At 58.3% G+C, this 7,174-nt stretch carries 7 protein-coding genes; all 7 read right to left on the minus strand.

What is annotated here, in order from left to right:
* Window positions 1–174 precede the first annotated feature (174 nt).
* The 7 genes from sigX to ppsA all read right to left on the minus strand — a co-directional run bounded on the left by sigX (window position 175) and on the right by ppsA (window position 7,138).
* The gene (gene sigX / locus ACIONG_RS29390) at window positions 175–765 is read right to left on the minus strand and encodes an RNA polymerase sigma factor SigX (RefSeq protein ID WP_011333251.1); all 591 of its coding nucleotides are present in this window, start codon (window positions 763–765) and stop codon (window positions 175–177) included.
* Between the two features lie 90 nt (window positions 766–855).
* Window positions 856–1,680, minus strand: coding sequence for a mechanosensitive ion channel family protein (locus tag ACIONG_RS29395; protein WP_007916401.1), 825 nt, complete (start codon window positions 1,678–1,680; stop codon window positions 856–858).
* A 2-nt stretch (window positions 1,681–1,682) separates the two neighbouring features.
* Entirely contained in the window at window positions 1,683–1,931 is a 249-nt protein-coding gene (locus ACIONG_RS29400) for a CrfX protein (RefSeq protein WP_401304440.1), read from the minus strand.
* 63 nt (window positions 1,932–1,994) lie between these two features.
* On the minus strand, window positions 1,995–2,990 hold the full coding sequence (locus tag ACIONG_RS29405; RefSeq protein ID WP_103303879.1) for a zinc transporter ZntB: 996 nt from the start codon (window positions 2,988–2,990) through the stop codon (window positions 1,995–1,997).
* Window positions 2,991–3,012: 22 nt separating this feature from the next.
* On the minus strand, window positions 3,013–3,504 hold the full coding sequence (gene rraA / locus ACIONG_RS29410) for a ribonuclease E activity regulator RraA (RefSeq protein ID WP_103303878.1): 492 nt from the start codon (window positions 3,502–3,504) through the stop codon (window positions 3,013–3,015).
* A gap of 226 nt (window positions 3,505–3,730) precedes the next feature.
* Window positions 3,731–4,720, minus strand: a complete 990-nt coding sequence (locus ACIONG_RS29415) for an alpha/beta fold hydrolase (RefSeq protein WP_103303877.1) — start codon at window positions 4,718–4,720, stop codon at window positions 3,731–3,733.
* Window positions 4,721–4,816: 96 nt separating this feature from the next.
* Window positions 4,817–7,138 (minus strand): phosphoenolpyruvate synthase, encoded by a 2,322-nt coding sequence (ppsA, locus tag ACIONG_RS29420; protein ID WP_401304442.1) that lies wholly within the window; start codon window positions 7,136–7,138, stop codon window positions 4,817–4,819.
* Window positions 7,139–7,174 lie beyond the last annotated feature (36 nt).

The following is a 7,174-nucleotide window of genomic DNA, read 5'->3' on the forward strand; positions in this document are numbered from 1 at the left end:
GCGCCCCGACCGCCGCGCCGCCACACACACCACCCCGGCCCAAGCCCCACCTCAGGTCCCGCGACACCCCGCAAATCCCCAACTGGTGATTGTGAAGCAGTCCCGCAAACCGGGGGACAACTCGGCGGCAAGTCTATCAGAACTTGCCTACACGTAAGAGATATTTGCGCCGAACTAAGTTTCAGCAATGCCTGCAAATTTCTCACGCAATTTATCTAGAGCACGTTTGTAACGCATTTTTGTCGCACTCAAACCCATGTGCATGATGTCTGCGATCTCCTGAAATTCCAGTTCTGCGACAAATCGTAGCACCAGAATTTCGCGGTCAATCGGGTTCACATACACCAGCCAGCGATCAAGCCCGCCCTTCTCCTCGGGTTTTGGCGCCTTTTCTTCGGACGCTTCCTCAAGGGGGTCAAGACTCAATGCGTCCATCAAGCGACGCTTTCGCCGTTCCTTCCGATACTGCGTAATACATTCGTTGTACGTGATGCTGTATAGCCATGTCTTGAACTTCGATTTGCCCTCGAAGTTCTTCAGGCCGTACAGCACCTTCAACATGACTTCCTGACAGACATCGTCTGCGTCGCGATCGTTCCCAAGATATCTCGCACAGACGTTAAATAATGTTCGCTGGTAACGCCGCATCAGTTCTTCATAAGCGCGCGTTACGTGAAAAAGCTCGGTATGCGAGCGCGCGACCAACTCCTCATCAGAGAGTTCGCGGGGGTCGTAGCGCGTGGATAGCGTTTGGGCTTTATTCAAAACAAGTCGTGCCGACAGTCAGGTCAATGTCCACCGCAACCAGCCTCAGCTGGCATTTTGCGGCGGCATACATTAGCAGGGTTTGCCGGGTTAGCGGCTACTCACATGCTGTTCCAGCAGGATCCGATTGGAAAGAGAGACTAGCTCACCCTCATCGGTCAGCAATGTGGTTTTAACCGTGCCGATCTCTTCGATCTGGCCTTCGACCTCGCCAACACGCACTTGTTGCCCAACCTGATACAACTCACGCACATAGATTCCCGCGAGAATCTGACCGGCAATTTCCCGGCTTCCCAAACCCATGGCCAGCGCAACCGCCAGACCAACGGTAATCAATACGATGACGATCACATGGTTCAGCAGGTCAGTCTTGACCTCAAGCTGACTGATCGCGACCGAGATGCTGATGATGATCACCAGCCCTTGTGCAATTCGCCCCAATCCCGAAGCGTAGTCCAGGCCCACGCCTTCTGCCGCCCCGCGCACCAGGCCATTGGCCAGTTGCGCGAGCAGAACACCTACCAGCAACACCAGCGCGGCGCCGAATACTTTCGGCAAATACAACGCCAGCATATCCAGCGTAGCTGAAACTCGCTCAAGTCCAAGGGACTCTGCTGCAGAAACCAGGAAAATAAGCAGAACGAACCAATAGACGATCTTGCCGATCAGAGTCGAGATCGGTACTTGCAGCCCCGCACGCGACATCAACTTGGTCAGCCCTGTGCCGCCCATCAGGCGATCGAGGCCCAGTTTGGCGAGCAACTTGGACAACAAGGTATCGAGCAGTTTGGCCACGACAAAACCCAACAGCAGCACGACCAGTGCGCCGAACAGGTTCGGGATGAAGTTGGCGACTTTGGTCCACAACGCAGTCATTGCAGTGACGAGGCTCTGAGTCCAGAGATCAAGTTCCATATTCAATCAGCCTTATCAGCAGTGCGAGCGGTAGGTTTACGAAGACGGGAAACCGGCAAGACATGCGCCGATCCATTATTCAAGGCGATCATCAGCGCGGGCAGCCAGCGGCCCAGCAGGCTGAACAGATCGCCGGCGCCGACCTGGCGGTTGGCGGTTTTGAGCACACGGCCCAGGCACGCATCGTCGTCGCGGCTGGACGGCGAAGCGTTGAGCATGTCGCGTAAAGACTGTTCAAACGGATCGTGCATACGCACCTCTCGTGATGTCTGTGAAAGACGCGGGCAAATTTGGTCGGGTCACATACGCCATCTTCATACCCAGCGCAAACGACGGAATAACCACCACTGACCGAAGGCCAGGGCGAGCACCGTCAAACAGGCGATCAGGAAACCATAGGGGCTGCTGGAGAATGGAATTCCGCCAACGTTGATACCCAACAGGCCGGTGATGAAACTCATCGGTAAAAAAATGCAGGTGATGATCCCGAAGCGGTACATCGTGCGATTCATGCGTTCGCTCAAACGCCGGTCTTCGGCCTCCAGCACAAGCCCCACGCGCTCTCGGGTCAATTCGAGCTCTTCGAGATAGCGGGTCAGGCTGTTGTTCAGTTCGTTCCAGTAATCGGCGTCATCATCGACAAACCACGGCATTTTGATCCGCGTCAGTTGACCAAAAATGTCTCGTTGCGGAGCGAGAAAACGCTTGAGTCCGGCCGCCCTGCGACGGATGTGCAAAATGGCGCCGTGCTCCGGGGTATACCGTTCGTCGGCATCCATCTTTTCTTCTTCCTCATCGGCGATTTCCGAGAGGCAAGTGACCAGATCCTGCACCTTGTTGGTGAGGAACTGCGCCAGATAAAGGATGAGTTCAGAGGAGGTTTTCGGGCCTTTACCGTCCGCCAGGTCAGCCAACAACTCATCGGTGGCACGCAACGGACGCAAACGCAGGGAAATCACCCGTTGCGCAGAAGCAAAAATCCGCACCGAGACCATGTCTTCAGGCTCAGCCCCCGGATTGAGATTGACCCCGCGCAGAAACAGCAGCAGCTCGGAATCCGGCAGCGGCAACAGGCGTGGTCGTGTGTTCTCTTCAAGTAGCAGGTCGCAGGTGAACTCGTTGAGACCGCTGGATTTGCGCAGCCAGGTCTGGGTTTGCGGATGACTGCGATCCCAATGCAGCCACAGGCTTTCATGCGCCTGCAACTGCAAATCGTCGAGCTCAGTCCGGGCTATCGAACGCGCACCGCCTTTACCGTCCAGCACCAGGGCATGCACCAGCCCCCATTGCGCGTTTTCTTCCTCGAACATCCGCATCCCTTTGTCGAAATTCTTATTCAGGCATCTTCAGCGGGCTCGGCGAGACGATCACGCCGTTGTTATCCGCATAAATGTAGTGGCCCGGTTGAAACGTCACACCGGCAAAAGTCACCGCCACGTTGAGGTCGCCGATACCGCGTTTTTCGGTTTTCATCGGGTGACTGGCCAGCGCCTGCACGCCCAGATCGGTTTGCGCGATGACGTCGACGTCGCGGATGCAGCCGTAGATCACCAGCCCTTCCCAGCCGTTTTTCGCGGCTTTCTCGGCGATCATGTCGCCCAGCAGCGCACGACGCAGGGAACCACCGCCATCGACCACCAGCACCTTGCCGTTGCCCTTGAGTTCCGCTTGTTCCTTGACCAGCGAGTTGTCTTCGAAGCACTTGATGGTCACGATTTCGCCGCCGAACGAATCACGCCCGCCGAAATTGCTGAACATCGGTTCCAGCACCTGGACCAGCTCCGGATAGGCGTCGCACAGGTCAGGCGTAAGGTAATGGTTCATCGAAAAGCTCCTGCAATAAGGAAGACGATCAAGGATGACGCACTCTGAAGAGACGAGTTCCGGCAGTCGCTGTTTACCTTAGTCCATCCCATGGTCGCTGAACGAACCTGAACAAACCCTGAAACGTAATAGCGAAACAGCCACCAAATATGACCAGAACCGCACAATGCGTCATATCTTAGCCGCAAGCCGAGCCGAACGAAATGCCCTCTTCAGCGCCTTCAGCTCAAACGGCGGCTGCCAGATCCGCCTTTTCGCCCAGTAACGGCGTCTGCTGATCGCTCAACCAACGCGCCACCAGCGGCCACACCTCCACCTGCGCGGCCTTGCTCACCAACATTTCGACATGACCGAAATTGTCGTTGAAACCGTGTTCGCGCCCCAGATTGACGAACTGCTTGTGCTCGGAGCCAATCTGCTCGAAGAGTTTGCGACAGGCCCAGGCCGGGTCCTGATGATCCCCCACCGCACTCACCGCCAGTACCGGCACTTGCACATCGGCAAGACCGGCCCACCAGTCCTTGTCCTTGTCGCCAAAACGGCCGAACAGGCCGTACCAGCGCATGCTTTCGAGGGCCAGACCGATCGGCTCGTCTTCCGGCCCACGTTTCAGGCGCGAACCGGAAAGTTGCGCAAAGCGCTTGAGAATGAAGCGACCGCTCCACTCCACCGGCGGGATTTTCAGCGGCCAATAGGTGCGACTCACTTGCGTGCCGAAAAACGCCGCCGAGGCCACGGCAGGCTCACCGAGGTATTCACCACCGAGCGCCGCCGCCAAGGTGATGCCACCCAGCGAATGGCCGATCCAGTGCGGTACTTGCCCGCTCTGCTCTCGCACGAACGCAGCAATCGCCGGCAGATCGTAACGGGCATAGTCGGCGACACGGTTACGTCGGTATTCCTCGTTGCGCTGCGACAGGCCGTGGCCGCGCATTTCCGGAATCCACACATCGAAACCCAGGCGCGTCAGATACGCGCCCAGCCCCAGACCCTTCGGTGAAAACCAAAAACGCCGATTGGAAAAACTGCCGTGCAACAAAATCACCGGCACACCGCGTGGCGCGGAATCATCGGCCATACCCAAACGGGTGACGGCGATCTCCACGGACCAGTCGGGGCTGTTGCCGGGTTTCAAGCGATACACGTCTTCGCTCAGATCACCACGCCGTTCGGCGCTGATCAGGGCGACAGGAAACAGGTTGCTGCTGCTTTGCATAATGCTCTTGCACAAAAAAGGGCGGCATCCACAGGAGCCCGCCCTACTCAAATCTCAAACCCGCTCCCACAGGGGAGCGGGCCGTTCACATACTGATCAAGCCTGAGCTTGACCTTCGGCGAGGAAGAACCAGGTTTCCAGCACGGTGTCCGGGTTCAGCGACACGCTTTCGATGCCCTGCTCCATCAGCCACTTGGCCAGATCCGGGTGGTCCGAAGGACCCTGACCGCAGATACCGATGTACTTGCCAGCCTTGTTGCACGCGGCAATCGCGTTGGCCAACAGCTTCTTGACCGCCGGATTACGCTCGTCGAACAGGTGCGCGATGATACCGGAATCGCGGTCCAGGCCCAGGGTCAGCTGAGTCAGGTCGTTGGAGCCGATCGAGAAACCGTCGAAGAACTCGAGGAATTCTTCGGCGAGAATCGCGTTGGAAGGCAGTTCGCACATCATGATCACGCGCAGACCGTTCTCACCGCGCTTCAAGCCGTTTTCGGCGAGCAGATCGACCACCTGGCTGGCTTCGCCCAAAGTACGAACGAAAGGCACCATGATTTCGACGTTGGTCAGGCCCATCTCGTTGCGCACACGTTTCAGCGCGCGGCATTCGAGTTCGAAGCAGTCGCGGAACGATTCGCTGATGTAACGCGAAGCGCCACGGAAGCCGAGCATCGGGTTTTCTTCTTCCGGCTCGTACAGCTTGCCGCCGATCAGGTTGGCGTATTCGTTGGACTTGAAGTCCGACAGACGCACGATGACCTTCTTCGGTGCGAACGCTGCAGCGAGGGTGCTGATGCCTTCAACCAGTTTCTCGACGTAGAAACCGACCGGATCGTCGTAACCGGCAATGCGCTTGTCGACGCTTTCCTTGATTTCCTGCGGCAGACCGTCGTAGTTCAACAGCGCTTTCGGGTGGACGCCGATCATGCGGTTGATGATGAATTCCAGACGGGCCAGGCCCACACCGGCGTTCGGCAACTGCGCGAAGTCGAAAGCGCGGTCCGGGTTGCCGACGTTCATCATGATTTTGAACGGCAGCTCCGGCATGGCATCGACGGAGTTCTTCTTGATGTCGAAGCCCAGCTCGCCTTCGAAGATGTAACCGGTGTCGCCTTCGGCGCACGAAACGGTCACACCCTGGCCATCCTTCAGCAGTTGGGTAGCGTTGCCGCAACCGACGACTGCCGGAATGCCCAGTTCACGGGCGATGATCGCTGCGTGGCAGGTACGGCCGCCACGGTTGGTAACGATGGCGCTGGCGCGCTTCATCACCGGTTCCCAGTCCGGGTCGGTCATGTCGGAAACCAGCACGTCGCCCGGTTGGACTTTGTCCATCTCGGACACGTCTTTAATGATCCGCACTTTACCGGCGCCAATGCGCTGGCCGATAGCACGACCCTCAACCAGCACAGTGCCGGTTTCTTTCAGCAGGTAACGTTCCATGACGTTGGCCTGGGTTCGGCTTTTCACGGTTTCCGGACGGGCCTGCACGATATACAGCTTGCCGTCGTCACCGTCCTTGGCCCACTCGATGTCCATCGGGCAGCCGTTGTGCTTCTCGATGATCATTGCCTGCTTGGCCAGTTCGCTGACTTCAGCGTCGGTCAGGCAGAAACGTGCACGCTCGGCCTTGTCGACATCGACAGTCTTGACCGAACGACCGGCCTTGGCCTCGTCACCGTAGATCATCTTGATGGCTTTGCTGCCCAAGTTGCGACGCAGGATCGCCGGGCGACCGGCCTCCAGCGTGCCTTTGTGCACGTAGAACTCATCCGGGTTCACCGCGCCTTGAACGACGGTTTCGCCCAGGCCGTAAGCGCCGGTGATGAACACCACGTCACGGAAACCGGATTCGGTATCGAGGGTGAACATTACGCCGGCAGTGCCGGTTTCCGAACGCACCATGCGCTGCACGCCGGCCGACAGGGCGACCAGTTTGTGGTCGAAGCCCTGGTGTACGCGGTAGGAAATCGCACGGTCGTTGAACAGCGAAGCGAACACCTCTTTGGCGGCGCGGATGACGTTTTCCACACCACGGATGTTCAGGAAGGTTTCCTGCTGACCGGCGAAGGATGCGTCCGGCAGGTCTTCGGCGGTGGCGGAAGAACGCACCGCTACGGCCACGTCAGGGTTGCCGGCCGACAGCGCGGCGAACGCGGTGCGGATCTCGGCATTCAGTTTTTCGGGGAATTCGGCTTCCATGATCCATTGACGGATCTGCGCGCCGGTCTTGGCCAGGGCATTGACGTCGTCGACGTCGAGCGCGTCGAGGGCCTTGTGGATCTGGTCGTTGAGGCCGCTCAGTTCGAGGAAATCACGATAGGCCTGAGCCGTCGTGGCGAAGCCGCCGGGGACCGAAACACCGGCGCCTGCCAGGTTACTGATCATCTCGCCCAGGGATGCGTTCTTGCCCCCCACATGCTCGCGAGCGTGGGTGCGGCGGTGTGCGAGGGG

This window comes from Pseudomonas sp. NPDC087817 (assembly GCF_044742875.1).
Taxonomy (GTDB): Bacteria; Pseudomonadota; Gammaproteobacteria; order Pseudomonadales; family Pseudomonadaceae; genus Aquipseudomonas.

Bases quoted from the DNA above. Each gene is read 5' to 3' on its own strand.
- ACIONG_RS29395 (WP_007916401.1), bottom strand. From the start codon at position 1,680: ATGGAACTTGATCTCTGGACTCAGAGCCTCGTCACTGCAATGACTGCG.
- ACIONG_RS29400 (WP_401304440.1), bottom strand. From the start codon at position 1,931: ATGCACGATCCGTTTGAACAGTCTTTACGCGACATGCTCAACGCTTCG.
- ACIONG_RS29405 (WP_103303879.1), bottom strand. From the start codon at position 2,990: ATGTTCGAGGAAGAAAACGCGCAATGGGGGCTGGTGCATGCCCTGGTG.
- rraA (WP_103303878.1), bottom strand. From the start codon at position 3,504: ATGAACCATTACCTTACGCCTGACCTGTGCGACGCCTATCCGGAGCTG.
- ACIONG_RS29415 (WP_103303877.1), bottom strand. From the start codon at position 4,720: ATGCAAAGCAGCAGCAACCTGTTTCCTGTCGCCCTGATCAGCGCCGAA.